Here is a 26576-nt window from a genome sequence, read left to right on the forward strand (position 1 = left end):
AGGATTGCAGCATGTTCAATGACCTGAGTCGCCTCGGTAAATACCTCGGTCAGGCCGCGCGCCTGATGGTCGGCATGCCCGACTACGACACCTACGTCGAGCATATGCAAACCAAACACCCGGACAAACCGGTGATGAGCTACGAGATGTTCTTCCGCGAACGTCAGGAAGCCCGTTACGGTGGCAAGGGTGGGCCGAAGTGCTGTTGAGCTGACAGCCTGCGGTTGAGGTAATCCCCCTGTGGGAGCGAGCCTGCTCGCGAATACGGAGTGTCAGTTGATGAATGATTTGACTGGCACACCGCTTTCGCGAGCAGGCTCGCTCCCACATTTGTTTTTGTGTTGTTCATTCATTTTGTGAAGGGGATCTGTTTTGTCTTCTCCCATACCTGTAACGGTACTCAGCGGTTTCCTCGGCGCCGGCAAGACCACCTTGCTGCGCCACATTCTGAAAGCCGAGCACGGCCTGAAAATCGCCGTGATCGAAAACGAATTCAGCGACGCCGGCATCGACACTCAGTTGCTCGGCGACGAACCGGTGCAAGTCATGACCCTGGCCAACGGCTGCGTCTGCTGCACCATTCACACCGACCTGACCAAAGCGCTGTACCTGCTGCTCGAGCGTCTGGACAGCGGCGAAATTGCCTTCGATCGTCTGGTCATCGAATGCACCGGCCTGGCCGATCCAGCGCCAGTCGCCCAGACCTTTTTCATCGACGAAGAATTGCGCGAGCGTTACCTGCTCGACGGCATCATCACCCTGGTCGATGCCGCACACGCGGACGTGCATCTGAGCCAGACCATCGCCCAGGCGCAGATCGGTTTTGCCGACCGCTTGCTGGTGAGCAAGACCGATCTGGTCGACGAGGCCACGTTCACCGCGTTGAGCGAACGCCTGACGCGAATCAACCGTCGCGCGCCGATTCGTGTGGTTGATCACGGCAACATCGACCTGGCTGAGCTGCTCGATGTACGCGGCTTCAACCTCAACGCCGATCTGGGCGGCGGCTTGAGTTTGCGTCCAGTGAGTAAGGCGCCGTCGATCGATCGTATTTCCAGCCTGGTGCTGCGCACCGATCAACCGCTGGATATCGATCAGCTCAGCGAGTTCATGAATGAATTGCTGGAAGAGCACGGCAAGCAATTGCTGCGTTACAAAGGTGTGCTGAGTATTGCTGGCGAAGATCGTCGCTTGGTGTTTCAGGGCGTGCTGAAACTCTATGGTTTCGACTGGGACACCGAATGGGCCGAGGGTGAGGCGCGGGACAGTGTGATTGTGTTTATTGCTGATGATTTGCCGGAAGAGAAGATTCGGGCGGGGTTTGCCAAAGTAGTGGCGGGCTGATGATTCCTGGTTGTCAGTGATGGCCTCTTCGCGAGCAGGCTCACTCCTACAGTTGAAATGCGTTCCCCTGTAGGAGTGAGCCTGCTCGCGATAGCCATCTAACCAGCAACACAAGGCTCAAGGTCTGAACCCAGCAATGTCTGCTCAAGATGATCCAAATGCCGATTCATCAACATCCCGGCCTTGGAAGCATCCCCACATTCAACCGCCTCAACCAGCGCCAAATGTTCTCGCCACGCGCAACAGCTGTGCGCAGAACCCTCACACCGCGCAATCGCCAACGAAGTAAGCGGTACCAGACTGCCCAAAAAATGCGCCAACGGCACATTCCCCGCCATCCTCGCCAACGTCAGATGAAACTCCCCCGACAAGCGAATCGCCGCCCCACGCCGATCCTGCTCAACCGCCAAACGCTCACGCTCAATCAACCCACGCAGCCGCTTCAAACCCTCAGCCTGCGGACGCTGACACGCCAACTTCACCAACGTGTTCTCGGCCAATCGCCGTGCATGCAAGGTCTGCCGCGTTTGCTCGCGATCCGGCGCCGCCACACGCGGACGATGGTTGGCGCGCAGCACAACAACTTGCTCATGGCTCAGTTGCGTCAGCACCCGCCGCACGTCCGCGCGAGTGACGCCGAACATGTCTTTCAAACTGTCTTCGGTGAAACGGCTGTCCGCATCAAGGCGCTGTTCCAGAATCGCATCGAACAGTCGCGGGTAAAGATCCTCCGCCGGCGCGCGCAAACGAGAGAAGGGCAGGGGCGTCGTGCTCTCGCGAGTGTGCGACGCTGAAGCGAAACTGTTCATGGCCTGTCTCCTGTAGGAATCAGCGACTCAGGTTGTCATCCGGAATATTCAGCTCGATGCCCATGCGCTGACCTTCTTGCAGAATGTGCCGACGCATTTCCGCGCTGGCCTGCGCGCTGTTCTTGCTGCGGATCGCGCGTACCACGGCTTCGTTTTCTTCAAGGCGTTCGGCCAGATGTTCCGGCGAGTTGCGCAACACTTCGGCGCTTTGCTTGAGGGCATTGCTGGTTTGCTGCACCACGCTCTGGAAAATCGGGTTTGACGTCAGGGTGAACAGCTCTTCGTGGAAGGCGATGTAAGCGTTGACGCCGGCTTCACTGTCGCCGGCCTCAAGGGCTTCGCGCATGTCCATCAGGGTCAGGCGCAACTGGCCGACTTCCTTGCTGCTGATCGACTGCGCCACCAGGCCGACGATGAACGGTTCCAGGGTGTAGCGCAGTTGCAGGACATCTTCGAGACTGGCCCCGGCGACTGCGCTGTCGTGGCTTTGGCTGTCGCTCAATTGCGCGTCGAGCACGACCACGCCCTTGCCCGGCATCGAACGCACCAGGCCAAGGGTTTCCAGGACGATCACCGCCTCGCGCAGGCTCGGGCGGCTGATGCCCAGTTGTTCGGCGAGTTCACGCTGGCCCGGCAGCATGTCGCCCGAGCGCCATTGGCCACGGGCGAGGGCGGCGCGGAGTTTTTCGACGACTGAGTTGACTACGGTTGATGTGGTTATCAAGGGTCTCGCTCCATTTGCCTGTAGGGCAGCACCGCAAACTCAAGATCAAAAGATCGCAGCCTGCGGCAGCTCCTACAGAGTTAAATCAGAACTCCTGCTGGTGCGCGGGAGTTGCTGGTTTACGCGGTTGAAAGGTGTAGCCCTGCTGACCGCTGAGTACTTTGTTGGCGCGTTGTACGTCGATGTCTTTTTCCCAACGGGCGATCGCAACCGTGGCGACGCAGTTGCCGATCAGGTTGGTCAGTGCGCGGCCGATGCCCATGAACCAGTCCACGGCCAACACCAATACCAGGCCGACCACCGGGATCGCCGGAATCGCGGTCAGCGTCGCCGCCAGAATCACCAGTGCCGAACCGGGAATCCCGTGGGCGCCTTTCGAGGTGATCAGCGACACCAGCAGAATCGTCAGCAAATCGGTCATCGCTAGCGGCGTACCGGTGGCGTTGGCGATGAAGACGATGGCCAGCGTCAGGTAGATCGAAAAACCATCAAGGTTGAACGAGTAGCCGGTTGGAATCACCAGCCCTACCGTCGAGCTGCCGATGCCGAGGTGTTCGAGTTTGCGCATGATCTGCGGCAACACGGCGTCAGACGAAGCGGTGCCCATGACGATCAGCAGTTCTTCACGCAGGTACTTGAGCAGCGGCCACATGCGCAGGCCGGACAGGCGCATGACAGTGCCAAGGATCAGCGCGACGAAAGCCATGCAGGTCAGGTAGAACAAACCGACCAGGCTGCCCAGATGCTGCAGCGAATCGAGGCCATATTTGCTGGTGGTGAAGGCGATGGCGCCAAACACGCCGATCGGCGCCAGGCGCACGATCATGCCCATGATGCGGAAGATCACATGGCTCAGTTCGTTGATCAGTCGCGAGATCCCGGATGCCGCTTCGCCGACCAGATTCAACGCGCTGCCGAACAGCACCGAGAACAGCAGCACCTGCAGAATGTTGTTGTCGGCGAAGGCGCCGATCACCGAGGTCGGGATCAGATCCATCAGGAACTGCGTGGTGGTGTGCATGTGCTGGCCGCGCTGGGCGATGTCGCCCATGTCGGCAGCGGACAGCTGCTCCAGATGAATATTCGCGCCGCTGCCGATGCCGGTGCTGAAGGCGAAGACCAGACCGATCACCAAGGCGATGGTGGTGAGGATTTCAAAGTAGATGACCGATTTGAGGCCGATGCGCCCGACCTTCTTCAGATCGCCCGCGCCGCTGATGCCGCTGACCACTACGCAGAACACGATCAGGCCGATGAGCATCTTGATCAGTTTGATGAAACCGTCGCCGAGCGGTTTGAGCTGGGCCGAATATTCAGGAAGGGTCAGCCCGCAGACGATGCCGAGCACCAGTCCGAGAACCACTTGGAGGAAGATTGAACGCGAGCACCATCTGAGCATGGGAGGAATCCTGGTCGGTGTCCTGGCTGCCGTGCGCTTGAACGCATCAGATTCAGGACTTAATTATTGTGGTCTTACCGGTATGTCCAGTGCAGGCGCAGTCTACGCTGGGGTTTTTCTTGAATACAAGGGGGAATCGCGAAATTGGCATGACCGGTCTGACCGGTGGTTAAGATCAAAAGATCGCAGCCTTCGGCAGCTCCTACATTTGGAATGCATTCACCTGTAGGAGCTGCCGAAGGCTGCGATCTTTTGATCTTTTTTCAGGCGAAAAAAAACCGGCCAATCACTTGGCCGGTTTTTCATGCTGCGGATTTAACGTCGCAATTAAGCGCCGTATACCGGCAGTTTCTTGCAGATGGCTTTGACTTTCTCACGAACGGCGTCGATCACCGCTTCGTTGTTCAGGTCAGCCAGGATGTCGCAGATCCAGCCAGCCAGCTCTTTGCACTCGGCTTGCTTGAAGCCGCGAGTGGTCACAGCCGGAGTACCGAAGCGCAGGCCGGAAGTAACGAACGGCGAGCGTGGATCGTTTGGCACGGAGTTCTTGTTCACGGTGATGAAGGCTTTGCCCAGAGCGGCGTCAGCATCTTTACCGGAGATGTCCTGCTTGATCAGCGACAGCAGGAACAGGTGGTTCTTGGTACCGCCCGAAACTACGTCGAAACCGCGTTCGATGAACACTTCGGCCATGGCTTGGGCGTTCAGCACCACTTGTTCCTGGTAGGCCTTGAACTCAGGCTGCAGCGCTTCCTTGAAGCAGATCGCCTTGGCAGCGATCACGTGCTCCAGCGGGCCACCCTGGGCGCCCGGGAATACTGCGGAGTTCAGCTTCTTCTCGATGTCGGCGTTGGCGCGCGCCAGGATCAGGCCGCCACGTGGACCGCGCAGGGTCTTGTGCGTGGTGGTGGTCACGACGTCAGCGAAAGGCACCGGGTTCGGGTAGACGCCCGCGGCGACCAGACCGGCCACGTGAGCCATGTCGACGAACAGGTAAGCGCCGACTTTGTCAGCGATGGCGCGGAAGCGTGGGAAATCCAGAATCTGCGAGTAGGCAGAGAAACCGGCCACGATCATTTTTGGCTTGTGCTCAACTGCCAGACGCTCGACTTCGTCGTAGTCGATCAGGCCGTTGGCGTCGATGCCGTACTGCACAGCGTTGTACAGCTTGCCGGAGGAGGACACGCTGGCGCCGTGGGTCAGGTGACCGCCGTGGGCCAGGCTCATGCCCAGAATGGTGTCGCCACCTTGCAGCAGAGCCAGGTAAACCGCAGCGTTGGCTTGCGAACCGGCGTGCGGTTGAACGTTGGCGTAATCGGCGCCGAACAGCTCTTTGGCGCGGTCGATGGCCAGTTGCTCAACGATGTCGACGTACTCGCAACCACCGTAGTAACGCTTGCCTGGGTAGCCTTCAGCGTACTTGTTGGTCAGTACCGAGCCTTGAGCTTCCATCACCGCTGGGCTGGTGTAGTTTTCCGAAGCGATCAGCTCGATGTGTTCTTCCTGGCGCTGAGCTTCTTGCTCCATGGCGGCAAAAAGGTCGGCGTCGTACTTGGCAATAGTCAAATCACGGCTGAACATGGCGGTCCTCAAGGATCGGGGGGCAGAAAAGGGAGGCATTCTAACCCAACCGCTTTTAGAACGGCTATGAAACACAATCAGGTTGTGGATAAGCGGGCTTCAAGCAGCAAGCCACAAGCGGCAAGTAAAAGCCAATTCGCGCTTGCTCGTCGCTTGCTACTTGAAGCTTGCAGCTTTCTTCATGTTTGATTGATCGGAGCTGTTAGCTCCGTCAATCAAACATGAACAGGGCGTCATTGCTGAACTGCGCCTCAAACCGGCTCGCCGGCATCGGTCGCCCGAATAGATAACCCTGAACTTCGTCGCAACCATGTTCACGCAGGAAATCCAGTTGCTCATGGGTTTCCACACCCTCTGCAATCACCGCCAGATTCAGGCTGTGCGCCATAGCAATGATCGCCCGGGCAATCTGCGCGTCCTGCTCGCCGGACGGCAAACCGTCGACAAACGTGCGGTCGATCTTCAGCACGTCGATCGGGAACTGCTTGAGGTAGTTCAGCGATGAATAACCGGTGCCGAAGTCATCGACCGCAATGCTCAGACCAAGGTTTTTCAGCCCGGCGAGAATCTGCATCGCCTCGCTGACTTCGCGCATCAGAATACTTTCAGTCAGCTCCAGTTCCAGGCACGCCGGCGGCAGGCCGGTTTCGCGCAGGATCGTGGCGATCCGCGTGCCGAGTTGGCCGTCGGAGAACTGCCGCGCCGAAATGTTCACCGACACCTTCGGCACGCGCACACGGTTCTGGTGCCAGGTCTTCAGTTGACGGCAGGCCTCGCTGATCACCCAATCGCCAACGTCGACCACCAGACCGAGTTCTTCCAGCACCGGAATGAAATCCCCCGGCGGCACCAAGCCACGACGCGGGTGACGCCAGCGCAGCAGCGCTTCGGCACCGGTCAGGCGTTTGCCGTCGCCGCTGAATTGCGGCTGGTAATACAGGACGAATTCGTCTTGCTCTAAGGCGTGGCGCAAATCGCTTTCCAGCTCCAGACGCTCGAGCGCACTGGCGTTCATGTCGGCTTGATAGAACTGGAAGTTGTTCTTACCGCGTTCCTTGGCGTGGTACATCGCGGTGTCGGCGTTCTTCATCAACTGGCTGAGTTCGTTGCCATCCTGCGGACTCAGGGCGATGCCGATACTTGCGGTGACAAAAAACTCGCGGCCTTCCAGCACAAAAGGTCGCACCAGGCTGGCGAGAATCTGCTCGGCCACATGAATCGCCCGGTTCAGCGCCAGCTCGCGGCTGGAGCGATGTTGCAGCAGCAAGGTGAATTCATCGCCGCCCATGCGCGCCACGGTGTCGTCGTTGTCGACGCAGGCCAACAGACGCGTGGCCATGTCTTTCAACATGCGGTCACCGGCGGCGTGGCCGAGGGAGTCGTTGATCGGTTTGAAACGGTCGAGGTCGAGGAACATCAGCACCACCCACGACTTCTGCCGATCCGCCGATTGCAGCGCCGTGTGCAGGCGATCCTGGAACAGCGTGCGGTTCGGCAAGTGGGTCAGGGCGTCGTAGTAAGCGAGGCGGTGGATGCGCTGTTCGCTGGCCTTGCGCTCGCTGATGTCGCTGAAGAAACACACGTAACTGGCCAGATCGCCTTCGTCGTCAAGCACCGCAGTAATGCCAACCCACGCCGGATAATGCTCGCCGTTACGGCGTTTCATCCAGACTTCGCCTTCCCAGGTGCTGTGCTGATGCAATTGCTTGAGCACGTAACGCAGATGCGCGTCCTGCTGTTCGTCGACCGTGAGCATGTTCGGCAACTGGTCGAGCACTTCGCTGACCGCGTAACCGCTGACGCGGCTGAACGCTTCGTTGGCCTGAACGATGTAACCGGCCGGGTCGGTGATCAGGATCGCCGAGGTCGAGTGTTCGAATACGGTGGCAGCCATGCGCAGGTCTTTTTCGGCGCGGCGCTGCTGACTGATGTCGCGACCGACCCCGAGCACGCCTTCAAAACCGCCATGCTCATCCCAGACCAAGACCAGACGCAGTTCGATTGGAATCTTGCGGCCATCGGCGCGCAGACAGTCGAACAGGAACAATTGCGTCTGCACCTGACCGCGCAACAGCGCCAGTTGCTCGGGTTTATTCAGCGACTTGCTGACCCGATCCATCAGCGTGTAGATGCCGCTCAATTGCTGCGGGTTGGCAATGATCGATTGCCAGCCATTCTGGAAAATCCACTCGGCATCAAAGCCCAGCACAGCCTGCACCGACGGGCTGACGTAGTTCAGCGAGAGCTTGCTGTCGGTGGAGAAAATCACGTCGCTGATGCTTTCGGCGAGCATGCGATAACGCTGCTCACTGTCGCGCAGGGACTCGCTGGCCTCAATCTGCTCGGTGATGTCCTTGGCCACGCCGATGATCCGCGTGACCTGATCGTGCTTGTCGCGCGCCAGTGCCTGTTCGCGAATATCAAAGCGCCGCCAGTTGCCGTCGCGATGGCGGAAGCGCAGTTGGCACTGCAGCAATTGGCTGTAACCGGCATGGCGCTGGGATTGGCGCGAGCGGTGGTAATAATCGGCGTCTTCCGGGTGCAGAAGGATTTCCCAGAAATACTCGCCCATCTGGTGCAGCTCGGTGCGGTTGTAGCCGAGGGTCTGCCCGAGGTGGTGGTTACTGAAAATCATCCGCTGGCTGATCACGTCCTGCACATACAGATGATCCGGCACGGTGCGCACCACGTCCGACCAGAACCCTTCGCGCTCCAGCAACGACAGCTCGACCAGTTTGCGGCTGGTGATGTCGTTGATGCTGAGGATCACCGCCGTGTAATCGTGCTGCTCGGTCGGCAGGCGCAAAACCATCCACAGGTGTTGATCGCGGCCATTGACGTCCGCCAGTTTGATTTCCAGTTCCAGCTGCTTTTGCTGCTGAAGGACAGCGTCGAGGATTTGATTGCCGATCGCGCACTGACGGTGTGGATGACCGTCGATCAACAGTTGCCACGCTTGTTCGCAGGAATTGACGTTGAGCAGTTGCAACGCGACCTGGTTGACTTCGGTGACGCGCAACTCTTGCAGCAATTGCTGACGTTGAGCGGGTTGGTCGAGCCAGGCTTTGAGTTGATCGCTGGTCTGGATCTGCGCTTTCTCGAAAACCTGTTTCAGGCCAGACAGATCGAGCACACACAACGCAACGCCGGTGCCTTCGAAAATGTCTTGATAACGCCGGCGACCTTCATGCAACTGGCGCTGACGGCGGCGCATGTTCAACAGCGCGATCACCGGCAGCAGCGAGAAAGCCAGACCGAGCAGGCATTTGCCGATAAACGCCGGGAGCAATTCTTCGAGCACGCGCTGACGGTCGAACAGACCGCGCAACTGCCAGTCGCTGCTGCTCAGCGGCACAGTCAGCACCGTGTCGGCCAGATCGTCAGGGGAAAGCACGCTGGGCTTGGCCGAGGGCAACGCTTTATCGCGACTGACGATCTGATGGTTGATGCGGTTTTCCACCAGCCACAATGGGCGCAGGCCGGTTTCGCCCTGTTTGGTCAGCGAATCGAAAAACGTCGGCGTCAGGCGCAGCGCCCAATAACCGCGCGAACTGCCGCTGGCCTGATGCAGCAACAGGCGCACCACCGAGCCGTCATCGGCGTTACTGAAGTAGTGCGCTTGAGCACGACTGCGCCGAACCAGTTCGGTGAGGTAATCGGCGTCGTGACTGTCGGCGGCGCTGTCGCTGAGGATTCGCCCGGAAGGACTGAGCAACGCCATGCTGCGCAGATCCGGCAGCGATTGCTGAAGTTTGCGCAGCAGCGCCTGCTGTTCGTCGGCGGTTTGCGGTTGCTCGACGATCGGTAGCAGGTTGAGGGCGATTTGCGCATTCAGCGCCATGTTCAGGCTGACTTGTGAAGCGAGGTCGGCGGTGTAATCGATGGTGTACTGGCGCTGGTTTTTCTGGGTCTCGCGCAGTTGATCGAGCAGTTGCCAGAACAGCAACGCCAGCAGCAACAGCACCAAAGTCGCCAGCGCACCCTTTAATGTCCCGCGCAGGGGTGAGCCGGGCGCCGGAGGGGTGCTGCTCACAGAGGCTGGCGGAGTGACATTGGACAAGCTGTAATCCTGCGGTCTGGCTGGACTGGCGCGACGTGCACTATAAGCCGGACGCCCAAAGGGCGGCTAGCATGCCTTGAGTTGTGGCGAAGTGCCAGCCCCGCTCGGCTGGACTGCCTTCCGTCATTCAGGTAGCTTTGCCGGTTACGCGGGAGCGTTCCAGCTCCTAGACTCAGACTTTTTCAGCGCGCACGCATTGATAACCATCAAGTGAACGACGCGCATGGTCTGGCCGGGCATCGCCCGCGCTGCAATCATTCATCTGTCACTGACCCAAGGTTCTCCATGGCTCAATACGTCTTCACCATGCATCGGCTGGGCAAAGTTGTTCCGCCGAAGCGGGAAATCCTCAAAAACATTTCGCTGTCGTTCTTCCCCGGCGCCAAGATCGGCGTGCTCGGCCTCAACGGTTCGGGTAAGTCCACGCTGCTGAAAATCATGGCCGGCGTCGACACCGAGTTCGAAGGCGAAGCGCGCCCGATGCCGGAACTGAACATCGGTTATCTGCCGCAAGAGCCACAACTTGATCCGACCAAGACCGTGCGTGAAGTGGTCGAGGAAGCGGTCAGCGTGATCAAGAACGCCCAGGCCCGCCTGGACGAGGTCTACGCGGCTTACGCTGAAGAAGATGCCGACTTCGACAAACTGGCGGCTGAACAGGCCAAGCTCGAAGCGATCCTGCAAGCCAGCGACGGCCACAACCTTGATCGCCAACTGGAAGTCGCTGCCGACGCACTGCGTCTGCCGGCGTGGGACGCCAAGGTCGAATTCCTCTCCGGTGGTGAAAAACGTCGTGTGGCCCTGTGCCGCTTGCTGCTGTCCGCCCCGGACATGCTCCTGCTCGACGAACCAACCAACCACTTGGACGCCGATTCCGTTGCGTGGCTGGAGCACTTCCTGCACGACTTCCCGGGCACCGTGGTAGCGATCACGCACGACCGTTACTTCCTCGACAACGTCGCCGGCTGGATTCTCGAACTTGACCGTGGCGCGGGCATTCCATACGAAGGCAACTACTCGGGTTGGCTTGAAGCCAAGTCCGATCGTCTGGCCGCTGAATCCAAGCAGCAGTCGGCGCACGAAAAAGCCATGAAGGAAGAACTGGAGTGGGTGCGCAAAGGCGCGAAAGCCCGCCAGTCGAAATCCAAGGCACGTCTGCAACGCTTCGAAGAAATGCAATCGCAGGAATTCCAGAAGCGCAGCGAAACCAACGAGATCTACATCCCGGCCGGCCCGCGTCTGGGTGACAAGGTCATCGAATTCAAGAACGTCACCAAGGGCTACGGCGATCGCGTGTTGATCGACAACCTGTCGTTCTCGATGCCGAAGGGCGCCATCGTCGGCGTGATCGGCGGTAACGGTGCCGGTAAATCGACCCTGTTCCGCATGCTGATGGGCAAGGAACAACCGGATTCGGGCAGCATCGAAGTCGGCGAAACCGTGCAACTGGCTTGCGTCGATCAGAGCCGCGACGACCTCGACGGCAGCAAGACTGTGTTCCAGCAGATTTCCGACGGTTCCGACCAGATCCGCATCGGCAACTACGAGATCCCGTCGCGCACTTACGTCGGTCGCTTCAACTTCAAGGGCGGCGATCAGCAGAAGTTCGTCAAGGATCTGTCCGGTGGTGAGCGCGGTCGTCTGCACCTCGCGCTGACCCTGAAGGAGGGCGGTAACGTCCTGCTGCTCGACGAACCGTCCAACGACCTCGACGTTGAAACCCTGCGTTCCCTGGAAGAAGCCCTGCTGGACTTCCCGGGCGCTGCAATTGTGATCTCTCACGATCGGTGGTTCCTTGACCGCGTGGCGACACACATCCTCGCGTACGAAGACGACTCGCAAGCGATCTTCTTCGAAGGCAACTACACCGAGTACGAAGCGGATCGCAAGAAACGCCTCGGCGAAGCGGCTGCCCAGCCACACCGGGTACGTCACAAGAAACTGGCCTGATTCGGGTTGGTTGCATAAAAGCGGAGCCTTCGGGCTCCGTTTTTTTTTGCCCGGGTTTTTTCAGATGGACAGTGGTGACCCCTTCGCGAGCAGGCTCGCTCCCACATTTGAAATGCATTCCCCTGTGGGAGCGAGCCTGCTCGCGAAAGCGGAATAACTGTTGGTGCAAATCTTGGATTGGAACTCACCAATCAGGTGCACAATAGGTCAAAAAATCCCCCTGATTTATATCCTGTGCACCATTTAATTTCATATCCGCGACATTTCGCTCTATTCCTGTGCGCAATTCGTTTGTTACAGTCCGGCCCAATCTCTTCCAACGATAATAAATTTGCCGAGACTTTCCCCATGATCGAATCCGTCGAATCCTTCCTCGCCCGCCTGAAAAAACGCGACCCGGATCAGCCCGAATTTCACCAGGCCGTCGAAGAAGTCCTGCGCAGCCTGTGGCCGTTTCTCGAAGCCAATCCGCATTACCTGACTTCGGGAATTCTGGAGCGCATCTGCGAGCCAGAGCGTGCCGTGGTGTTCCGCGTGTCGTGGGTCGACGATCAGGGCAAGGTTCAGGTCAATCGCGGTTTCCGCATCCAGATGAACAGCGCCATCGGCCCGTACAAGGGCGGCTTGCGTTTCCATCCGTCGGTGAACATGGGGGTGCTGAAATTCCTCGCCTTCGAACAGACCTTCAAAAACTCCCTGACCTCGTTGCCCATGGGCGGCGGCAAGGGCGGTGCCGACTTCGATCCGAAGGGCAAGAGCGACGCCGAAGTCATGCGTTTCTGCCAGGCGTTCATGAGCGAGTTGTATCGCCACATCGGCGCCGACGTTGACGTGCCGGCCGGTGACATCGGTGTCGGGGCGCGCGAGATCGGTTTCCTCTTCGGCCAGTACAAACGCCTGAGCAACCAGTTCACCAGCGTCCTCACCGGCAAAGGCATGACCTACGGCGGCAGCCTGATTCGTCCGGAAGCCACCGGTTTCGGTTGTGTGTACTTCGCGGAAGAAATGCTCAAACGTCGCGAGCAAACCGTGGAAGGCAAACGCGTGGCGATCTCCGGTTCCGGCAACGTCGCGCAATACGCCGCGCGCAAAGTGATGGATCTGGGCGGCAAGGTGATTTCGCTGTCCGACTCCGAAGGCACGCTGTATTGCGAGGCGGGCCTGAGCGAAGAACAGTGGTCGGCGCTGCTGCAGCTGAAAAACGTCAAACGCGGGCGCATCAGTGAATTGGCCTTAGCATTCGGCCTGGAATTCCGCGCCGGTCAGTTGCCATGGTCGCTGCCATGCGATATCGCATTGCCGTGCGCCACGCAGAACGAACTCGACGCCGAAGCCGCGCGCACGCTGCTGCGCAATGGCTGCGTATGCGTCGCTGAGGGCGCGAACATGCCAACCACGCTGGAGGCTGTGGATATCTTTATCGAGGCCGGCATTCTCTTCGCGCCGGGCAAGGCTTCCAATGCCGGCGGAGTCGCGGTGAGTGGTCTGGAGATGTCGCAGAACGCCATGCGTCTGCTGTGGACGGCGGGTGAGGTGGACAGCAAGCTGCACAACATCATGCAATCGATCCACCACGCCTGCGTGCACTACGGCGAAGAGAACGGTCGGATCAATTACGTCAAAGGCGCGAACATCGCCGGCTTCGTCAAAGTCGCCGACGCGATGCTGGCGCAGGGCGTGGTTTAAGCCGGTTCGATGCGGATCACTTCAATCACTTGATCGCCGGCGGGGCGCTGCCACAGCACCTCGTCGTTGAGCCGGGCACCGAGCAGCGCCCGGCCCAGCGGTGAGCCCCAGTTGATCAGGCCTTTGGCGGCATCGGCCTGATCTTCACCGACCAGTTGCACGCGGCGTTCTGTGTCGTGCTCATCCGCGTAGGTGACCCAACTGCCGATCTGCACTTTGTCTCTGGACGTTGCCGGCACAGCCACTTGCGCACTGCTCAAGCGCTGATTGAAATAACGCAAATCCCTTTGCAGGTCGGCCAGCCGTTGTTTGTCGGCCTGCTCACCTTTAGCCGATTGCTCGGCGTGCTGGGTTTGCAGTTCGGCGACTCTCGCCTGCAACTGCGCCAAGCCTTGTGACGTGACGTAATTGGGCTGCTCGCTGACCTGCCGTTCAACTGGTTGATCGGCTTGTGCGGCGGCGTTGTCTTCGTTGACGAAAGCACGGCTCATGGGTTCCTCCTCGTATGAGGTTTGGGCCATGCTCGCAGGCATTTGGTTTCACTGGATGTCTGGGAGCGACCTAGGGCGAGCGATAAGCCCGCGCGGCGTCCTGATCTTTTTGCTGCTGCCAGGCGCGCTCGCGTTCGTCCCAATGCTCGTTGCGGTACTCGTCGCGATCCTTGTTTTCGAGCATCGCCTGACATTGGCGGAAGCCGTCCGTCCAGCCCTCGGCGTATTGCTTGTCTTTGAGATAGCGCGGGACGTTTTTGCGGAATTCGCCGCTGATCGAACCGGCAGCCTGGCGACCACTGACGCAACCGTCATCGAAACCGTCGGCAAAGGCCGGTGGGTAGCCTTTGGCGATCAAATCATCGTGGGTGGTCTGGCAACCGCTCACGAACAGCAAAACCCCCAGCAAACCCGCACACCGCCACATCGCACTCTCCTGAGCCGGTTGTCCGGCTTATAAGGAGAGTCTAGAAGGTGATTCATTAGTGGGGTGTGAAAGAAAGATCAAAAGATCGCAGCCTGCGGCAGCTCCTACAGGTGAAGCACATTCCAAATGTAGGAGCTGCCGAAGGCTGCGATCTTTTAATAGTGATACCACTTCACTTCGAGCATGACTTCCGTTTCCGGCGTGGCGATGTGGCTGAACTCGCGCTGCGCACTCAAGCGCAAACCAAGATTGCGCGACAGTTCCCACTGCTGATTCAGACTCAAACTGCGCCGCACTTCGCCATTGGTGAAGTAATCACCCTTGGCCTCCAGGCTCATATTTCCCAGCGGATTGCGCCACAGCACGCCGGTATTGAAACCACCGGCCGGCGAAACAAATTCAGCAAAGTCATTGTTGTGCTCAACCCGCACGGTGCCCAGCGCAAATCCCAGCACATCGTCACCCAGCGCCCACGTGCCGCCACCGCCACCATTCACATGACTGACCAGCGTCTCGTCATCATGCTTGCCCGGCACGCGCTCAAGACCACCGGTGACTTGCCACGACAATGGCTGCAACAACTCATTGCGCGGTGTCAGCGAGCGAATCGTCGCCAGATCCAGTTGCTGGAACTGCCAGTGATTGCCTTCGTACTGACGCAGCTTCATCTGCAGGATTTCAATCTGCGCGCCGAGCGGGAAGCTTTCGGCGTTGTCGTTGAGATCGTGATAAGCCATACGCAAACCGTACTCGCCGAACGCACGATCGCCGCGCGTGCCGAGGCCTGCCTGCCAGGTGCGCGATTCGTGGCCGTCTTCCGGCAAGCCCGGTTGCGGAATCTGCAGATCGGGTGCCGGGTTTTTATTGATCGCTCGCAGCAGTTCGAAACTGCGTTGCGCCCGTTGCGGATCACGTTCCTGACCGTTGGCGCGGTAGCGTTCGAGGCGATATGCCGCGTCGATGATCAACGCCTGACGATCGCGGGGCAGGGCTTTGAAGGTCGGCTCTTGCAACACCTGCTGATCGGCGCTGACTTTCAGCACCCAATCCTGTTCTTCACCCGTCAAAGGCTCGGCGCGACTCAGCAACTCGCGCTCACGGGACGGACGATATTCAATACTTTCCACCAGCCCGGCTTCTTTCACCGCTTTCACGGTGTCGGTCGGAATCGCCGTCAGCGGGAATTGTTCGGTCAGGCGCAGACTTGGGCGGGCCACTTGCAGCAGCTCGAGCAAGCGGTACGAGCAGTTTTCATCGAAGAAGAAATAGTCGAACTGGATCTGCTTCAACTCCCACACATGTTCGACCATGCGTGCGGTTTCTTCTTGCGTCAGATTGAGTCGGTATTCCCACAGATCACGGTTTTCCAGGCTGCGGTATTCGGAGAGTTTCTCCTGATACGGCACCAGCGCGAACAGGCCCGGATAACCGCCCATCAAACCTTTCCAGGCGTAGAGAATGCTGTTGTCGGAACCTTCGATGTAGGCGCCGAAGTTGATCGCGTAGCTGAGCAGCGAGGTCTTGTCGGCCTGCACGTCAGCTTGGTCGATGCGCAGCAGGGTGTGGCCGAACATCGATGACGGACTGTTCAAATACGCCGCCGGGAAGATCATCACCGCGCTGTGCGGCGAGACGTCCTTCATCCATTTTTTGTACTCGGCGCAATCAGGTGCCGGCAGATCTTTCAGATTGAGTTGCGCTTTCAGCCAGCGCGTGCGCGCCGGGTAAACGCACTGCGCGTGCTTTTCACCGAGACTGGCCGGGGCGTACAACGCTTGCACGGTCGCCGCCAATTCGTGATCGGGATGTTCATTGCCATCGGGCGCGAGAAAGAATTTCTTGTCGCTGACATAGCTGCGCCAGCCGCCGAGTTTGGCGGTTTCGTAATGACCGAGGGAAATCCAGAAGCGGTCGTTGGCCAGTTGCTGCAAACGTTGAGGGTCGACATGGGGCGCGGCGGACAGCGGGGCGCAGACACAGAGCGCCAGCCAGGCAAGGCGTTTGAGCATAAGTGGCAACTTAAGTCGAAAGAAAATAAAGATCCTGCGCAGAATGCCATGCCCTGACGGACACTAAAACTGTAGGAGCTGTCGAGTGCAACGAGGCTGCGATCTTTGTTTTTCAACGATCAAAAAAGATCAAAAGATCGCAGCCTCGTTGCACTCGACAGCTCCTACAGTCATGCAGTCATGCATTTGGCTTTGCCCAGGAGGCGACAGCCCAAAAAATAAAACCCGCTCCCCGAAGGAAGCGGGCGGGGTCGAGCTTAAGCCTGCGTTGCGTACTTGGCCAGACGAGGATCCGATTTCAGCACAGCCAGGGTGTTGGTATGCACGTCTTCAGCGGTCACGTCAGCTTTGCTGAAGATCTGCTGGAAGTGCTCGTGAGTCACAGCAGCGAAGTGCGCACGATCTTCCGGCGCCACGCCCAGTACCACAGCATAAGTCGTCAGCGCTTCGCCGTTGCCTTTAGCCATGTCTTCGGACAGCTCGTTCATCATGCCATTCATGGCAAACCAGGATTTGCCGCCGTAGGTCAGCGACGCATTGGTCGAGCAACCGTTGGTGCCGGAAGTCATACCAAACGTAGCGTTACCGGAAGTGCCGTTAGTGGTGGAAGCGAGGAAGTGAGCAGGGGTGCCACGCTGACCTTCAAACAGCATGTTGCCCCAACCGCAATCCGGGCCGCCTGGAGCTTGCGCCATTGCGTTGATGGATACAGCGGTGAAGAGAGTACCGAGAAGAATCCGTTTCATAGCTTTGTTCTCTTTGTGTGCATACCAATGGACAGGGTTCTGGCCCCCAAGCGCTGTACAAGACAGACCCAAACGAAGCCAGTGGGCCGGTATTAGTTCCAGCCGCGCAGTTTGGAGTTTAGGCACGTTCCTGCGGTTCCGTGATTTTTTACAAAAGATTCGGTAATAACCCCGGTTTCAGGGGAGCCGGTGCGCAGAGATCCGGTTGTCTATGCTTTGTCACATGGCGCGCCTTGCCAGTGGGGCACGGGCAGCGCCAGAATGCGGCTATCTGCCCCGCCTGATTGTTAAGGAAGCCCGATGCCTGATCCTGTTGCTGCCAGCTTGCGTCTTGCGCCCGAAGCGCTGACCCGTCCGTTTTCCGCTGAACAGTTCAGCTTCACTACCACCAATGATCTGGAGCCCTTTCGCGGTGTGCTCGGCCAGGAACGCGCGGTCGAAGCCTTGCAGTTCGGTGTGGCCATGCCACGCCCCGGTTACAACGTGTTTGTCATGGGCGAGCCCGGCACCGGCCGTTTCTCGTTCGTCAAACGCTACCTTAAGGCCGAAGGCAAACGCCTGCAGACCCCGGCGGACTGGGTCTATGTGAACAATTTCGATGAGCCGCGCGAGCCCCGCGCACTGGAGTTGCCATCCGGCACCGCCGCTTCGTTCATCGGTGACATCAACGGTTTGATCGACAACCTGCTGGCAACGTTTCCGGCAGTCTTCGAGCACCCGTCCTACCAGCAAAGGAAAAGCGCCATCGACCGCGCCTTCAACCAGCGCTACGACAAGGCCCTCGACATCATCGAGCGGCTGGCCCTGGAAAAAGACGTCGCCCTCTATCGCGACAGCAGCAACATCGCCTTCACGCCGATGCTCGACGGCAAAGCCTTGGACGAAGCTGAATTCGCGCAGTTGCCGGAAGCTGATCGCGAGCGTTTTCACGATGATATTTCCGGGCTTGAAGAACGCCTGAACGAAGAACTCGCCAGCCTGCCGCAATGGAAGCGCGAGTCGAACAATCAACTGCGTTCGCTCAACGAAGAAACCATCACGTTGGCGCTGCAGCCGTTGCTGTCGCCGCTGTCGGAGAAGTACGCCGAGAACGCGGCGGTCTGCGGTTACCTGCAAGCGATGCAGGTGTACCTGCTGAAAACCGTGGTCGAGCAACTGGTCGACGACAGCAAGACCGACGCCGTGGCGCGCAAGCTGCTCGAAGAGCAATACGCGCCAAGTCTGGTCGTCGGTCATCCAGTCAGCGGCGGTGCGCCGGTGGTATTCGAACCGCACCCGACTTACGAAAACCTCTTCGGTCGTATCGAATACACCACCGATCAGGGCGCGCTCTACACCACTTATCGTCAGTTGCGCCCGGGTGCCTTGCACCGCGCCAACGGCGGTTTCCTGATTCTTGAAGCGGAAAAAATGCTCAGCGAGCCGTTCGTGTGGGATGCGCTGAAACGCGCCCTGCAATCGCGCAAGCTGAAAATGGAATCGCCGCTGGGCGAGATGGGCCGTTTCGCCACGGTCACGCTCAACCCGCAGCACATTCCGTTGCAGGTCAAAGTCATCATCATCGGTGCGCGGTCGCTGTATTACACGCTGCAAGACCTCGATCCGGACTTCCAGGAGATGTTCCGCGTTCTGGTGGATTTCGACGAAGACATCCCGATGGTCGACGAGAGCCTGGAGCAATTCGCCCAGCTGTTGAAAACCCGCACCTCGGAAGAAGGCATGGCGCCGCTGACCGCCGACGCGGTGGCGCGTCTGGCGACGTACAGCGCACGGCTGGCCGAGCACCAAGGGCGTTTGTCGGCGCGTATCGGCGACCTGTTCCAACTGGTCAGCGAAGCGGATTTCATCCGCCATCTGGCTGGCGATGAAATGACCGATGCTGGCCACATCGAACGTGCGCTGAAAGCCAAAGCCACGCGTACTGGTCGCGTGTCGGCGCGGATTCTCGACGACATGCTCGCCGGGATCATCCTCATCGACACCGATGGCGCGGCAGTCGGCAAGTGCAACGGGCTGACCGTGCTCGAAGTCGGCGATTCGGCGTTCGGTGTGCCGGCGCGGATTTCCGCTACGGTGTACCCGGGCGGCAGCGGTATCGTCGACATCGAGCGTGAAGTTAACCTCGGTCAACCGATCCACTCCAAAGGCGTGATGATCCTCACCGGGTATCTGGGCAGCCGTTATGCGCAGGAATTCCCGTTGGCGATTTCCGCGAGCATCGCGCTGGAGCAATCCTATGGTTACGTCGATGGCGACAGTGCATCGCTGGGCGAGGCGTGCACGTTGATTTCGGCGCTGTCGAAAACCCCGCTCAAGCAGTGCTTCGCGATCACCGGCTCGATCAACCAGTTCGGTGAAGTGCAGGCGGTCGGTGGGGTCAACGAGAAGATCGAAGGCTTCTTCCGTCTCTGCGAAGCACGCGGGCTGACGGGCGAGCAGGGCGCGATCATTCCGCAGGCCAACGTGGCAACGTTGATGCTCGATGAGAAAGTGCTGGCGGCGGTGCGTGCCGGGCAGTTCCACGTTTACGCGGTGCGTCAGGCCGACGAGGCGTTGAGCCTGCTGGTCGGCGAACCGGCCGGTGAGCCGAATGCCGACGGCGAATTTCCGGAAGGCAGCATCAATGCACGGGTGGTCGAGCGCTTGCGCGACATCGCTGAAATGATCAGCGAAGAAGACCTCAAGGAAGCGGAAAAGGAACTGGCCCAAGAGGCGTTAGCCGAAGCAAAACCGGCCTAAGGTCAAACGCGGTCAAAACTGTGGGAGCGAGCCTGCTCGCGAAAGCGGTGTATCAGACGACGAATAAGTTGCCTGAAACTCCGCATTCGCGAGCAGGCTCGCTCCCACATTTGTTTGGTGTAACGACATCAAAATTCGCCACTACTCTGACGTCAAACTTCACACAATGACCATTCGGCGCCTGCTGGTTCTATCTGGCTTGCGCAGCGGACTTTTCTTCTATTCTCAGCTCAAGGATATCGACAGTATCACTGGATCGAGCCAGTCCTCCCGTGGGGGCTGAATACCGGCTTCACCGAGGGTCGCCGCCATGTCGCGCAACCTCTGCCTCACCCGTCAATGCCTGGGTCTCGTGACCCGCATCGAATGCGCCATCAAGCCGTTGGCCGGCGATAACGGCATGTGGACGCTACTCTTCGCCGCCGGTATGGCCGGCGAACAACCTTCCGCCATCAAAGCCCAGGGACCGTTTCACGGGCCGATCGCGGCCGAGTCGATTCTCGACACCATCGTTGAGAGCCTGACGCTGCACGGCTACGAACTGGCCGACGATCCGCAAATCTGGAGCCTGCACCTGCAAGCCCAACTGCGCCAGATCAACGGAGGCCGCAGCCGCGCCCTGTAGGAGCTGCCGCAGGCTGCGATCTTTTGATCCTGTTCCTCAAGGCGCCGCGTCGGACGTCTGCGCCTTGTCGAGTTTGACCTCAAAACCATATTGCACGGTGGCGAGGTCGGTGCGCTGATAGGTTTCCACGTGAGTCGGGCGACCATAAAAATAATGCACGCCGACTAACGCCGGTCCTTCTGCACTGGCGTCGTGGCTGACCGATAGAATTTCCTTCAAATAATTGCCGCTGTCGTCTTTGACGAAGTAGCGATATTCGTTGGCCGGAAACAATTTCAGATCCACCAGCAGCGTGTTGTTCTTGATCTCCAGCCCTTTGGGCAACGATTTTTCGTCGTAGGCCTGCTTGGCCACGGTCGCCAAAAACAACGGCATCGAACCGACAGCAATCGCCGGGGTTTCCGGGAACAGATTCAAATCGTAAGTAATCGTCGCGCGCAACGGATCGACCTGGTACGCCTCGGGCGGCAGTTCGATCGGCTCGTCGAGTTTGCCGTTGTGCTTCTCGGTAAAGAACGTCACCGGGCTTTCGCCGGGGTTGAAATCGTCACCGAGCAATTCATCGTTGAACGTGCGGCGGTGGGAGAACTCGATGCGTGCGGCGCTCGGTTCTTCGACGGATTGATGGATGCGCACACCGGCCTTCAATTGCTCTTCGGTCAGGCTCGCGCCCTTGAGCCAGCTCACCGTCTGATCGTCGTAAACCGTCACCGGCAGATCCAGCGGCTGAATGGCTTTTTCCGTGGTGTGCTGTTTGAAGGCGCGGATCGGCAAGTCCAGCGCTTTACGCGATACGGTCACCGAAGAGAAATCCAGCACACTGACTTCCAGGGTTTCGATCGGGCCGTTGAAGTAGACCTTGTTGTAGCGCTTTGGATGTTTTTCCTCGAACGCCTGTTGCTCGGCAGTGAGCTGCTTGTCCAGCGCATCGCTCCAGGCTTTCTGCTGTTGCAGATTCGTCAGTTGTTTTTCGTAGAACGCCACTTGCTCCGGGCTCTCGTTGATCGAGCCAGCACGCACCAGATATTGCCCGGTGCTATCGCGGGCCTGAACGATCATCGGATTGAGCTGCGCCTCAGCCACTTCCGGGGCCAATGGCAGGGTGTTACTGAATTCGACTTCGGCGGAATTCTTTTCAAGCTTCAGCAGTTTCACGCTGAGGTTGTCGTTGGTGCGGGTCTGGCCAACGTCTTTCTGCGTCAGATCGAAGCTGTACAGGCGACGCGGCGCGATGACTTCGAGCTTGCCTTGCAGGCTGACCGGTTGCGGCAGGCTCTTCTTGTCGACGTTCAGACCGTCGATGAACGGGTAGGTCACGGTCAGGTCATCGGGGTTGGTGACGTTGGAGCTGGAAGGGCTGAGCTGAATGCCGGGATCGGTTTCCGACCATTCCGGCTGGTAGCCAATGACGCGTTTGTTACTCAGCGTGACCGACTGCCATTCCACGCCGTGAGGAAAGAGGAAGCCGCCGGGAATATTGAGGTTGAAAGGGAACACCGGTTGCAGGTCGGTGAGGTAGTCGGAGCTGGAATCCTTGTGCAACACAAACAGACCGTTGATAAAGGTATCGACCAATGCCTGCGGGCTTGGGTAATGCTTGAGCACGCCGAGGGCGTCTTCGCCGTATTCGGTTTTCGCCGGGTTGCTGTCGAGTTTCTGTTTTGCGCGCTGGAGCAACAGCAATGAGCCGCCGAGTTCGCTGACGGCGTCCTTGAGTTTCGGATCGGTGATGGTGTCCAGGGATTGTTCGAACTTGGCGGTTTTCTCTTCAAGGCTTGTCGCGTGCTTCTCATCGCCGGGCGAGCAACCGCTCATCAGCAGCGCGAAGCAAATTCCGGCAGTTGTTATCGGCAATCGCACATCCATTTCCACGCATCCTGTCCAACGTCACTGGGCTTTCATAGGTTTGGACACTAGCAGAAATTCTTTGTCATACGTGCGCAAACGGCGGATTCAGGACGGTTTCTGGCGGTCATGACGGGCTGGTATACTCGCCGCCATTTCCAGCCCCCAGTGTGAGATTCAATGGAACGCTTTATCGAAAACGCAATGTACGCCACGCGCTGGCTGCTGGCGCCGATCTACATCGGCTTGTCCCTCGGTCTGCTCGCGTTGGCACTGAAATTCTTCCAGGAAATCGTCCATATCCTGCCCAACGTGTTTGCGATGGCCGAGTCGGATCTGATTCTGGTACTGCTGTCGCTGATCGACATGGCGCTGGTCGGCGGCCTGTTGGTGATGGTGATGATTTCCGGGTACGAGAACTTCGTCTCGCAACTGGACATCGACGAGGGCAAGGAGAAGCTCAGCTGGCTGGGCACCATGGACTCGTCTTCGCTGAAGATGAAAGTCGCGGCGTCGATCGTGGCGATCTCTTCGATCCACTTGCTGCGCATCTTCATGGACGCCAAGAACGTCGATCCCGAGCACCTGATGTGGTACGTGATCATTCACATGACCTTCGTGATCTCGGCCTTCGCCATGGGTTACCTGGACAAGCTCACCAAGCACTGATCGTTTGTTGAACGCTGCAAAACACCGCCCGTCTGTTGCGAAACAGACGGGCGGTGTCGTTTGTGGCTTGTGCTTTGGGGCGCGCGGGCATATCCCTGTAGACGTCCTGATTCGCCATCGCGAGAGGTGCGCACATGAACCTGCAAGAGTTGAATGCGTTTGCCATTGCCAGGAAGGTCGATGAGCTGAATCTGATCTCGATGGAGGGCGGGATTTATCTGCTCGAAGCGCGCATGCATGGCGCGGCGTATCCGTTGAGTGATCCCAAGGGCAACATGCTGACGCTGCGTTCGGTGGAGCATGCGCGAGATTTGCTGCATGCCTTTCCGGTGCTGCCCTTCAACCTCGTACACACCTCGGTACATGATGAAATGTGTGGCCTGGGCGCCAGTGGCGAGGAAAGTCTGAAGGTACCGCTGGCCTGGCGTTCCGCCCTGTAGGCGCTGCGTCCCATCGCCGAAGCATCTGTGCTAGTCTGCTCGCCCTTTTGGTTCCGGGCGCGCCGGGACGCGCTGTGCACGCACGGCAAGTCTTGTGGCCGTCCGCACAGCGGAGCAGTGTCATGTCCGAAGTAAATCTGTCCACCGACGAAACCCGCGTCAGCTACGGCATTGGCCGTCAGCTGGGTGACCAGCTGCGCGACAACCCGCCACCGGGCGTTAGCCTGGACGCGATCCTGGCCGGTCTGACCGACGCTTTCGCCGGTAAGGAAAGCCGTGTTGGTCAGGAAGAAATGTCCGCCAGCTTCAAGGTTATCCGCGAAATCATGCAAGCCGAAGCGGCTGCCAAAGCTGAAGCCGCTGCTGGCGAAGGTCTGGCATTCCTGGCTGAAAACGCCAAGCGTGACGGCATCACCACTCTGGCTTCCGGCCTGCAATTCGAAGTGCTGACTCAGGGCGAAGGCGCCAAGCCAACCCGTGAAGACCAGGTGCGTACTCACTACCACGGCACGCTGATCGACGGCACTGTGTTCGACAGCTCCTACGAGCGCGGCCAGCCAGCAGAATTCCCGGTTGGCGGCGTGATCGCCGGCTGGACCGAAGCCCTGCAACTGATGAATGCCGGCAGCAAATGGCGTCTGTACGTGCCGAGCGAACTGGCTTACGGCGCGCAAGGCGTTGGCAGCATCCCGCCGCACAGCGTTCTGGTATTCGACGTCGAGCTGCTGGACGTTCTGTAATCCCGTGACCTTGTAGGAGCAAGGCTTGCCCGCGAAGGCGTCCGGTCAATCGACATAAATGTTGAATGAAAGACCGCTTTCGCGAGCAAGCTCTGCTCCTTGTATGTTGCCCTCACACCAGTCAATTGAGATCTAGGCTCACTGGTGCGGACATACGAAGATGTTTTTCTGGGGGAGACCGATCGCTCCTAAAGGCAGGACTTGCTCCTGACCTTGTCTGTAGAGAGGTCCCCCCGCCTCATTGCCCACCACGAAGAGTATCGAGAAGCCGACGAGTCGGACTTCGCATTACAAGGTTGCAGTGGCATGAAGTTCGAGGTCAGGGGAACCAGGAAGCATTTTTAACCCAGTTCACTCGGAGTTGAAAGCATGAGCATGCATGTCGGTTTGGATGTGGGGTCTCGCACGACCGCCATGGGTTGGCGTAACGACGGTCGTTTTGCAGGCGCCTGCAACATCGACCAAACACCCGCAGGGCGTAAGGCGGCGATCAACAAGTTGCTCGAACTCAAGCCTTTATCCGTGGTGATGGAAGCCACCGGCATCTATTACCTGGATTTGGCCATGGAGCTCGCTGCGGCGGGTTTGCCCGTTTCGGTTATCAATCCGAAGAGCTTTCATAACTTCGCCAAGCTGATGCTGAAAAACAGCAAAACCGATGCAATCGATGCCCAATTGCTAGCTGAATACGGCGAGCGCATGAGCCCAAGATTGTGGACTCCACCTACAGCCATACAGCTGGAGTTGCGGGCTATCGGAAGGCATATCAATCGTCTGACATGTCATCGCACCCGAGCCAAGAACGAGCTGCATGCGCTGAAGGCTACTCAAACAACCCTGACGATGTTGATTGAAGACGAAGAAGAAGCCATTGAGGCCTTCGACAAGCGAATCGAGCGTTTCAGGCTCGCAGGCCGGGCACTGATCGACAATTGCCCGACGTTAAGCGCCCAGTTCGGGCACATGATCGCAGCGCCGGGGATGGGCGAAATTTCAGTATTTGCGGCACTGGCTGAATTGACGACCTTGCCGGTGACGCTTAAATCCGCGCAGGTCAGCCGACATGCAGGACTCGATGTGCGGCTTACGCAATCAGGTACCAGCATCGATAAACCTGGGCGGATAAGTAAGGGCGGAAACGCCTACCTACGCTCAGCGATGTATATGCCAGCGCTGACCGCCATTCGTTGCGACAGCAACGTGAAAGCCTTTTACGAAGCGCTGATCGGGCGAGGAAAGAGAAAGATGCAGGCGATCGTCGCCGTCATGCGCAAATACCTGACCGGTCTGTGGGCTTGCATGCAAGCCGGAGAAGATTTCGATACGGCCAAGCTTTTTAGCGCAAAAGACCTCGCAAAAGCTTGACCGTAAACAGAGTATCTACAGGGTTTGTGGCGTGTTTCATATTTCGATCTTGTGCTGCAGTTCATGGGTCGGGCGCAACGCCCGGGCGTAGCAGAACAGGAACAGATTGCGCACCAGTTCCTTGAGCACCATCGGCTCGCTGGAACTCAGGCTGCTGACATCCAGATCCCCTTGATCCTGCAGCTCATGCAAGGCTTCCTCTTCAAGCACCGCACAGACCTCGCCGGTTTCCCGATGGAGGATCCTGAGGTAAGGATGTGGGCGATCCAGCCAGGCGTCGATCAAATAAGTCATGGTTCTCATCTCCATTGAAGGTGTTTGATGAGAATAATTCTTATTATCGAAATAGCAAGCGCCTATTGGCGGATTCTGATTTTTTCCGGGTAAAGATTGCGTAAGGTCAAAACGGCTGGCGTTTGGCTATTGCGTGGATTTATTGAGGTACGGCGGGGGGAGGGTGAAGCTCCATCCCACGGCTGGCGCGGGATGGATGACAGCGCAATCAGACTTTTCTGACGAACTCGGATTTGAGTTTCATCGGGCCGATGCCGTCGATCTTGCAGTCGATGTCGTGGTCGCCATCGCACAGGCGGATGTTCTTGACCTTGGTGCCGACCTTGACCACCAGCGAGGTGCCCTTGACCTTCAGATCCTTGATCACAGTGATGGTGTCGCCGTCCTGCAGGACGTTGCCGACCGAATCTTTCTTCACGGTGTCATCGGAGGCTGCTTCGGCTTCGCCGCTGGCAGACCACTCGTGGGCGCACTCCGGGCACACCAGTTGGGTACCGTCTTCGTAGGTGTATTCGGAATTGCATTTCGGGCAGGGTGGCAACGTGCTCACTAAGGCTCCTTGGGAGGGATCGCTAAAAGTCGCACATTGTATAGGGTTTTAGCTGTTCAGGCAGTCAAAAGCAAAAATCGCAG

22 protein-coding genes are annotated in these 26576 nt (G+C 58.5%); 10 read left to right on the top strand and 12 right to left on the bottom strand.

Annotated elements, in window-relative coordinates; all coding sequences use genetic code 11:
• Nucleotides 1-11: 11 nt before the first annotated feature.
• Both ACP3TY_RS01165 and yjiA read left to right on the top strand, forming a co-directional pair.
• Nucleotides 12-209, top strand: a complete 198-nt coding sequence (locus tag ACP3TY_RS01165; RefSeq protein ID WP_003228401.1) for a YbdD/YjiX family protein — start codon at nucleotides 12-14, stop codon at nucleotides 207-209.
• A gap of 163 nt (nucleotides 210-372) precedes the next feature.
• The gene (yjiA, locus tag ACP3TY_RS01170) at nucleotides 373-1344 is read left to right on the top strand and encodes a GTPase (RefSeq protein ID WP_159813585.1); all 972 of its coding nucleotides are present in this window, start codon (nucleotides 373-375) and stop codon (nucleotides 1342-1344) included.
• A gap of 98 nt (nucleotides 1345-1442) precedes the next feature.
• Here the strand turns inward: yjiA and ACP3TY_RS01175 are convergent, their stop codons facing one another.
• The 5 genes from ACP3TY_RS01175 to morA form a co-directional block, all read right to left on the bottom strand.
• Nucleotides 1443-2153, bottom strand: a complete 711-nt coding sequence (locus ACP3TY_RS01175; protein WP_426619099.1) for a GntR family transcriptional regulator — start codon at nucleotides 2151-2153, stop codon at nucleotides 1443-1445.
• A 19-nt stretch (nucleotides 2154-2172) separates the two neighbouring features.
• On the bottom strand, nucleotides 2173-2877 hold the full coding sequence (locus tag ACP3TY_RS01180; RefSeq protein ID WP_426619100.1) for a FadR/GntR family transcriptional regulator: 705 nt from the start codon (nucleotides 2875-2877) through the stop codon (nucleotides 2173-2175).
• A gap of 85 nt (nucleotides 2878-2962) precedes the next feature.
• Nucleotides 2963-4276, bottom strand: a complete 1314-nt coding sequence (locus ACP3TY_RS01185) for a C4-dicarboxylate transporter DctA (protein ID WP_053124013.1) — start codon at nucleotides 4274-4276, stop codon at nucleotides 2963-2965.
• 327 nt (nucleotides 4277-4603) lie between these two features.
• Nucleotides 4604-5857 carry a serine hydroxymethyltransferase gene (glyA, locus tag ACP3TY_RS01190; protein WP_007909785.1) on the bottom strand — a complete coding sequence of 418 codons (1254 nt, stop codon included), beginning with the start codon at nucleotides 5855-5857 and terminating at the stop codon, nucleotides 4604-4606.
• A 211-nt stretch (nucleotides 5858-6068) separates the two neighbouring features.
• On the bottom strand, nucleotides 6069-9917 hold the full coding sequence (morA, locus tag ACP3TY_RS01195) for a cyclic di-GMP receptor MorA (protein ID WP_426619101.1): 3849 nt from the start codon (nucleotides 9915-9917) through the stop codon (nucleotides 6069-6071).
• Nucleotides 9918-10202: 285 nt separating this feature from the next.
• On the opposite strand from morA, the gene ettA reads away from it, so the two are divergent.
• Both ettA and gdhA read left to right on the top strand, forming a co-directional pair.
• Entirely contained in the window at nucleotides 10203-11867 is a 1665-nt protein-coding gene (ettA, locus tag ACP3TY_RS01200) for an energy-dependent translational throttle protein EttA (RefSeq protein ID WP_008078577.1), read from the top strand.
• Nucleotides 11868-12215: 348 nt separating this feature from the next.
• Complete coding sequence (gene gdhA, locus ACP3TY_RS01205) at nucleotides 12216-13553, top strand: NADP-specific glutamate dehydrogenase (protein WP_400755830.1); 1338 nt, start codon at nucleotides 12216-12218, stop codon at nucleotides 13551-13553.
• Here the strand turns inward: gdhA and ACP3TY_RS01210 are convergent.
• The 4 genes from ACP3TY_RS01210 to ACP3TY_RS01225 form a co-directional block, all read right to left on the bottom strand.
• Nucleotides 13550-14044, bottom strand: coding sequence for a GreA/GreB family elongation factor (locus ACP3TY_RS01210; protein ID WP_212550809.1), 495 nt, complete (start codon nucleotides 14042-14044; stop codon nucleotides 13550-13552). The genes gdhA and ACP3TY_RS01210 overlap by 4 nt on opposite strands.
• 70 nt (nucleotides 14045-14114) lie before the next feature.
• The gene (locus tag ACP3TY_RS01215; RefSeq protein ID WP_053124000.1) at nucleotides 14115-14471 is read right to left on the bottom strand and encodes a hypothetical protein; all 357 of its coding nucleotides are present in this window, start codon (nucleotides 14469-14471) and stop codon (nucleotides 14115-14117) included.
• 155 nt (nucleotides 14472-14626) lie between these two features.
• Nucleotides 14627-16480, bottom strand: coding sequence for a DUF4105 domain-containing protein (locus ACP3TY_RS01220; protein ID WP_053123998.1), 1854 nt, complete (start codon nucleotides 16478-16480; stop codon nucleotides 14627-14629).
• 257 nt (nucleotides 16481-16737) lie between these two features.
• Nucleotides 16738-17226 (bottom strand): DUF3015 domain-containing protein, encoded by a 489-nt coding sequence (locus ACP3TY_RS01225; protein WP_007909797.1) that lies wholly within the window; start codon nucleotides 17224-17226, stop codon nucleotides 16738-16740.
• A 300-nt stretch (nucleotides 17227-17526) separates the two neighbouring features.
• Here ACP3TY_RS01225 and ACP3TY_RS01230 point away from each other — a divergent pair, with 300 nt between their 5' ends.
• Both ACP3TY_RS01230 and ACP3TY_RS01235 read left to right on the top strand, forming a co-directional pair.
• Nucleotides 17527-19965, top strand: coding sequence for a Lon protease family protein (locus tag ACP3TY_RS01230; RefSeq protein ID WP_426619102.1), 2439 nt, complete (start codon nucleotides 17527-17529; stop codon nucleotides 19963-19965).
• Between the two features lie 310 nt (nucleotides 19966-20275).
• The gene (locus tag ACP3TY_RS01235) at nucleotides 20276-20590 is read left to right on the top strand and encodes a hypothetical protein (RefSeq protein ID WP_053123993.1); all 315 of its coding nucleotides are present in this window, start codon (nucleotides 20276-20278) and stop codon (nucleotides 20588-20590) included.
• A gap of 36 nt (nucleotides 20591-20626) precedes the next feature.
• On the opposite strand, the gene ACP3TY_RS01240 is transcribed toward ACP3TY_RS01235, so the two are convergent.
• Entirely contained in the window at nucleotides 20627-22456 is a 1830-nt protein-coding gene (locus tag ACP3TY_RS01240; protein ID WP_426619103.1) for a hypothetical protein, read from the bottom strand.
• A 159-nt stretch (nucleotides 22457-22615) separates the two neighbouring features.
• Here ACP3TY_RS01240 and ACP3TY_RS01245 point away from each other — a divergent pair, with 159 nt between their 5' ends.
• The 4 genes from ACP3TY_RS01245 to ACP3TY_RS01260 all read left to right on the top strand — a co-directional run bounded on the left by ACP3TY_RS01245 (nucleotide 22616) and on the right by ACP3TY_RS01260 (nucleotide 25649).
• Nucleotides 22616-23104 (top strand): TIGR00645 family protein, encoded by a 489-nt coding sequence (locus ACP3TY_RS01245; protein ID WP_053123989.1) that lies wholly within the window; start codon nucleotides 22616-22618, stop codon nucleotides 23102-23104.
• A 134-nt stretch (nucleotides 23105-23238) separates the two neighbouring features.
• A complete protein-coding gene (locus ACP3TY_RS01250; protein ID WP_053123987.1) occupies nucleotides 23239-23544 on the top strand; it encodes a DUF6482 family protein in 306 nt (101 codons plus the stop codon).
• 122 nt (nucleotides 23545-23666) lie between these two features.
• Nucleotides 23667-24284: an FKBP-type peptidyl-prolyl cis-trans isomerase gene (locus ACP3TY_RS01255; RefSeq protein ID WP_008078561.1), complete on the top strand. Its 618-nt coding sequence runs from the start codon at nucleotides 23667-23669 to the stop codon at nucleotides 24282-24284.
• Nucleotides 24285-24653: 369 nt separating this feature from the next.
• On the top strand, nucleotides 24654-25649 hold the full coding sequence (locus tag ACP3TY_RS01260) for an IS110 family transposase (RefSeq protein ID WP_426617800.1): 996 nt from the start codon (nucleotides 24654-24656) through the stop codon (nucleotides 25647-25649).
• 36 nt (nucleotides 25650-25685) lie between these two features.
• On the opposite strand, the gene ACP3TY_RS01265 is transcribed toward ACP3TY_RS01260, so the two are convergent.
• Complete coding sequence (locus ACP3TY_RS01265; RefSeq protein WP_282356887.1) at nucleotides 25686-25943, bottom strand: hypothetical protein; 258 nt, start codon at nucleotides 25941-25943, stop codon at nucleotides 25686-25688.
• 208 nt (nucleotides 25944-26151) lie between these two features.
• Nucleotides 26152-26493: a zinc ribbon domain-containing protein YjdM gene (locus ACP3TY_RS01270; RefSeq protein ID WP_053123983.1), complete on the bottom strand. Its 342-nt coding sequence runs from the start codon at nucleotides 26491-26493 to the stop codon at nucleotides 26152-26154.
• Between the last annotated feature and the right edge of the window lie 83 nt (nucleotides 26494-26576).

The organism is Pseudomonas rustica, assembly GCF_049959085.1.
Classification (GTDB): Bacteria; Pseudomonadota; Gammaproteobacteria; order Pseudomonadales; family Pseudomonadaceae; genus Aquipseudomonas; species Aquipseudomonas rustica.

Coding starts and splice junctions, on each gene's coding strand:
- ACP3TY_RS01165 (WP_003228401.1), top strand. CDS start 12: ATGTTCAATGACCTGAGTCGCCTCGGTAAATACCTCGGTCAGGCCGCG.
- ACP3TY_RS01175 (WP_426619099.1), bottom strand. CDS start 2,153: ATGAACAGTTTCGCTTCAGCGTCGCACACTCGCGAGAGCACGACGCCC.
- ACP3TY_RS01185 (WP_053124013.1), bottom strand. CDS start 4,276: ATGCTCAGATGGTGCTCGCGTTCAATCTTCCTCCAAGTGGTTCTCGGA.
- glyA (WP_007909785.1), bottom strand. CDS start 5,857: ATGTTCAGCCGTGATTTGACTATTGCCAAGTACGACGCCGACCTTTTT.
- ettA (WP_008078577.1), top strand. CDS start 10,203: ATGGCTCAATACGTCTTCACCATGCATCGGCTGGGCAAAGTTGTTCCG.
- gdhA (WP_400755830.1), top strand. CDS start 12,216: ATGATCGAATCCGTCGAATCCTTCCTCGCCCGCCTGAAAAAACGCGAC.
- ACP3TY_RS01210 (WP_212550809.1), bottom strand. CDS start 14,044: ATGAGCCGTGCTTTCGTCAACGAAGACAACGCCGCCGCACAAGCCGAT.
- ACP3TY_RS01215 (WP_053124000.1), bottom strand. CDS start 14,471: ATGTGGCGGTGTGCGGGTTTGCTGGGGGTTTTGCTGTTCGTGAGCGGT.
- ACP3TY_RS01220 (WP_053123998.1), bottom strand. CDS start 16,480: ATGCTCAAACGCCTTGCCTGGCTGGCGCTCTGTGTCTGCGCCCCGCTG.
- ACP3TY_RS01225 (WP_007909797.1), bottom strand. CDS start 17,226: ATGAAACGGATTCTTCTCGGTACTCTCTTCACCGCTGTATCCATCAAC.
- ACP3TY_RS01230 (WP_426619102.1), top strand. CDS start 17,527: ATGCCTGATCCTGTTGCTGCCAGCTTGCGTCTTGCGCCCGAAGCGCTG.
- ACP3TY_RS01235 (WP_053123993.1), top strand. CDS start 20,276: ATGTCGCGCAACCTCTGCCTCACCCGTCAATGCCTGGGTCTCGTGACC.
- ACP3TY_RS01240 (WP_426619103.1), bottom strand. CDS start 22,456: ATGGATGTGCGATTGCCGATAACAACTGCCGGAATTTGCTTCGCGCTG.
- ACP3TY_RS01245 (WP_053123989.1), top strand. CDS start 22,616: ATGGAACGCTTTATCGAAAACGCAATGTACGCCACGCGCTGGCTGCTG.
- ACP3TY_RS01250 (WP_053123987.1), top strand. CDS start 23,239: ATGAACCTGCAAGAGTTGAATGCGTTTGCCATTGCCAGGAAGGTCGAT.
- ACP3TY_RS01255 (WP_008078561.1), top strand. CDS start 23,667: ATGTCCGAAGTAAATCTGTCCACCGACGAAACCCGCGTCAGCTACGGC.
- ACP3TY_RS01260 (WP_426617800.1), top strand. CDS start 24,654: ATGAGCATGCATGTCGGTTTGGATGTGGGGTCTCGCACGACCGCCATG.
- ACP3TY_RS01265 (WP_282356887.1), bottom strand. CDS start 25,943: ATGACTTATTTGATCGACGCCTGGCTGGATCGCCCACATCCTTACCTC.